This window comes from Staphylococcus sp. 231237_7MaSpsaltlick (assembly GCF_043107035.1).
This window is the reverse complement of record NZ_JBICNX010000071.1, coordinates 1-3,386: the sequence shown is the minus strand read 5'-3', so window position 1 is coordinate 3,386 and position 3,386 is coordinate 1. Positions and strand designations below refer to the sequence as shown.

Genomic DNA, 3,386 nt, shown 5'->3' with positions numbered 1-3,386 from the left:
TTGCACAGCAGCAACACTTGCAAAAGAAGTAGTTGTTGATAGGTCAATTCTATATTTGGCTATTTCCGACTTAGACAGTGAAGCAACGACTAAGAGGAAAGAAAATAAACTGAAAACGTTAAAAGAGTTAGTTGAAATGGTTAATTTATGTATACCCTATGAACAAATGAATTTAGACGTAGAAAGATTAATGGGTAAAGATTCAGATTTTATAAACAAACCCATTGCTACACAGAAAAAAAGATTATCGGACTTAAGATATAGAAAAAGTGAGACTCAAATTGATTTTGATAAAGATTATGAATTTGTATTACAGAAAAAAATAAATACTTGGTATAGAAACTATCTAATTCATAAGGAAATTGAACAAGGAGAACAAACACCTTATAAAATAGCGAAAAAGTATGGTATAGACCCAAGAAAAGTATATGAACTTAATAAATTCTTTGATGAAAATTCTCAAGATGAACCTACTAAGAAAAACAGAATAACATATGAACAAAAACAGCGTTTTTTAGAAAATGTGAAAATATTTGAGGATTATGAAGCGGGTACTAAGATAGCTGGATTAGCTAATAAGTACAAATTAAGCGATGATTTTATAGAAAAGATTATTGTAAGTATTGAAGTTGCTAAGAAGCAATTACTAATGACATGAAAAGATTAGTATGAAAGGAGATATAAATGAGTAATTATAAAATAAGGCCAATATTATTTATAGGGTGGTATATTTTAATAACCATTTTAATGATTGTACTATTATATACTGATTTTCAATGGTTTAACCATTGGTGGATAATCATCCCATACCTTATATTATGTTCGCTAGTAAGACCGATTATAGATAAAATAGCTCCAAAATCAGAAGGTAAAGAAGATGAAAAATAAACAAATGAAGTGGTTAGCGCTATTAAGTTTTTTACCAATAGAGTATATCGCATTATTAGTAGACTATAATACATCAACTATGTGGGGATATATACCATTTGCTCTATTAATCGTATTAACAGTTACATTTTTTAAAAGTATAGATAGACTTATATTTTTATTAGTGATTCGGTTGTTGGGCAGTATATTATCTTATATATCAATTCAATTATCATCACAAGCATTTATAGAATCGAATTATTTTAAACCATTAACTACTATTTATTTTTCTATAATGTTAAGTGTAGTTAGTATAATTTTCATAGTTAGCGTAATTATATATAAGAAGATAGTTATAAAACGCAGAAATTAAATTATTGGGGGGGAGAACAAAATGACTAACACAATTACAGTAGATCAATTAAAAGAGTTATTGCAAATACAAAAAGATTTTGACAGTAGATTACCAACGTTAAACTTAGAGGATAGCAAAGCGGCATATGTGGTTAAGTTCTTTAAATGGTTTGATGCATTAGGAACGTTCCAAACGTTTGAAAATTTGAATATAAATCGAGATAAAGCATTTGAAGTTCAGTTAAATGAATTGTCAGATATGTTGGTGTTTGGGTTAAGTATTGCTAATCAGTGTGAGTTTGATGATTATGATATCGAATCATTTTTTGAATCGTGGAAACTAGAAGATTTTATTAGCCCTGATTACTTAACTAATACAAAAATGATTTATGACATGATGGAAGAATTTTGTGATGAAATTACTTCTATTAGAGGATTGATAATTGTGTTTAAGATTGCTGAGCAACTATATTCTATAGACCAACTCATCACTGCATACAAAGTGAAAATGATGAAAATGGAACGTAAGAAAGACATATGGAAAGAGTACTAAGGCAATATTATCTCAAAAATAATTACGATACTCCTAAAAGCGCTATATGCAAATATTCGTGATGATATAGACATAGATAATCCGAATTAGGTGCTAGTTGTACTAGACTGCTATATATATGAAACAGATAAAATAAATGTTGACCTAAATTGGTGGTTGCTATATAGCGGACTTCACTATGAACCTAGGCTATTTATAGCGTGTCCGCCTATGATATATGGAATATTAGTTAGTTTGTTGAAAATATACGTGTCGAAACAGAATGTCGGTTTATTTAAAATGACCAATATAATTTTATGTATTACAACGTTATTAGTTATATTCATATTATTAAAGTTAAATTTTCAACCATTCTTCGGGTGAAATGAAGTTAGTAAACTATATAAGGCACTAAAGGTTATCGATTTTGTCCAAGTTACACATAAACAGTAATAGATAAAGGTGAATAAAAATGAATGAGGGTGATAAGTATGTTGAAACAGAAATTATTTAATAAAAAATCAAATAAAAATATAGCATTTGTCTTCAAATTGATATTAGTAGCATTGTTTAGTTGGTCTACGCTTTACTACGTCGATATTGGAAGTATCTCTCAGACCATAGTGTCTAAAATAGCCAATGAGAGCAATGAAATTGAAAGTTTGAAATATTTATTGAGATGGTTTGTTGTAGTTTTTGGTGGATTGCTTGGGACTTCAATAATTTATTATATACTTATGGATATCATGTTCATTATAGTTGCACGTTTCGTTAGAATTGTCATTTATATTTTATTTCAGCAATTTATGAAAACAAAAAACTTTAGAGATAATAACTAGCAAATGGTTATATTTAGGGATATAAATTGTATATAAAATATTTTAATTATAATGACTTTTATAGGGGGCAACCGCTTTTTTTCACTCAAAAATACGTTTATCAAATACGTATAGGGTTACCTAATAATATATAGGTTAATATTGAATGAAAGTAGGCGGATTGATATGTATCCAAAATTTGATTGTAAAGTTATTACTGATGAAGCGAATTATTATTTTGATATCTTTGAGGAAGAAAACAATACCGCAGATCATAATGCTGTTGAATATGTGCTTGCACATTTTCCAAATGAAGGACTTATAGGTGGTTCAAGTAGAAAAAATGAAGGTATAAAGCAAGATGAAAAAAGTTTAGATTTAGTAAAAAGAGAAAAGGACAAAAAACTTTTTTAGATTAATTCAATCTACGTTTAATAAATTAAAATTAAGGATATTAAAACACTGTCTCTTATTACTATGTTAGATTCCTTTACTTTTCCCAAAAAGTTAGCAATTATAAGTTCAATTGCTAACCTTTTTTATTATTATCAATTCTGTTGCTTATTGAATTCAGACAAATAGATAACAAGCTTTTTAAAGTTTTGAGTACATAGTATAGAGAAATAAAAACAACCGCATATAACGGTTGTTGAATGACAGAAAGTATTAAAAAAAGAGTATATTTGAAAATACCCTTTGATATTCAATTTAAACTAATATTTACTATACTCAATAGAAAAGTACTCTGAATCAATTTAACCTGCTTCAGATGTGGTCGCCCAAATTAGAGAAGCGTCATAACAAAAATTGTGTGG

At 28.0% G+C, this 3,386-nt stretch carries 6 protein-coding genes; all 6 read left to right on the top strand.

Annotation, left to right across the window (positions count from 1 at the left end):
• Positions 1–658, top strand: a 658-nt coding sequence (locus ACF91D_RS29660; RefSeq protein WP_392438298.1) for a hypothetical protein, incomplete at its 5' end; no start/stop codon positions are given.
• A 26-nt stretch (positions 659–684) separates the two neighbouring features.
• Positions 685–888: a hypothetical protein gene (locus ACF91D_RS29655; protein WP_392438297.1), complete on the top strand. Its 204-nt coding sequence runs from the start codon at positions 685–687 to the stop codon at positions 886–888.
• Complete coding sequence (locus ACF91D_RS29650) at positions 878–1,240, top strand: hypothetical protein (RefSeq protein ID WP_392438295.1); 363 nt, start codon at positions 878–880, stop codon at positions 1,238–1,240. The genes ACF91D_RS29655 and ACF91D_RS29650 overlap by 11 nt, the downstream gene beginning before the upstream one ends.
• Before the next feature lie 21 nt (positions 1,241–1,261).
• Complete coding sequence (locus tag ACF91D_RS29645) at positions 1,262–1,774, top strand: dUTPase (RefSeq protein ID WP_392438294.1); 513 nt, start codon at positions 1,262–1,264, stop codon at positions 1,772–1,774.
• Between the two features lie 470 nt (positions 1,775–2,244).
• Positions 2,245–2,592 carry a hypothetical protein gene (locus tag ACF91D_RS29640; RefSeq protein ID WP_392438292.1) on the top strand — a complete coding sequence of 116 codons (348 nt, stop codon included), beginning with the start codon at positions 2,245–2,247 and terminating at the stop codon, positions 2,590–2,592.
• Between the two features lie 165 nt (positions 2,593–2,757).
• The gene (locus ACF91D_RS29635) at positions 2,758–2,985 is read left to right on the top strand and encodes a hypothetical protein (RefSeq protein ID WP_392438290.1); all 228 of its coding nucleotides are present in this window, start codon (positions 2,758–2,760) and stop codon (positions 2,983–2,985) included.
• Positions 2,986–3,386: the final 401 nt, after the last annotated feature.

Coding starts and splice junctions, on each gene's coding strand:
- ACF91D_RS29650 (WP_392438295.1), top strand. CDS start 878: ATGAAAAATAAACAAATGAAGTGGTTAGCGCTATTAAGTTTTTTACCA.
- ACF91D_RS29635 (WP_392438290.1), top strand. CDS start 2,758: ATGTATCCAAAATTTGATTGTAAAGTTATTACTGATGAAGCGAATTAT.
- ACF91D_RS29655 (WP_392438297.1), top strand. CDS start 685: ATGAGTAATTATAAAATAAGGCCAATATTATTTATAGGGTGGTATATT.
- ACF91D_RS29640 (WP_392438292.1), top strand. CDS start 2,245: ATGTTGAAACAGAAATTATTTAATAAAAAATCAAATAAAAATATAGCA.
- ACF91D_RS29645 (WP_392438294.1), top strand. CDS start 1,262: ATGACTAACACAATTACAGTAGATCAATTAAAAGAGTTATTGCAAATA.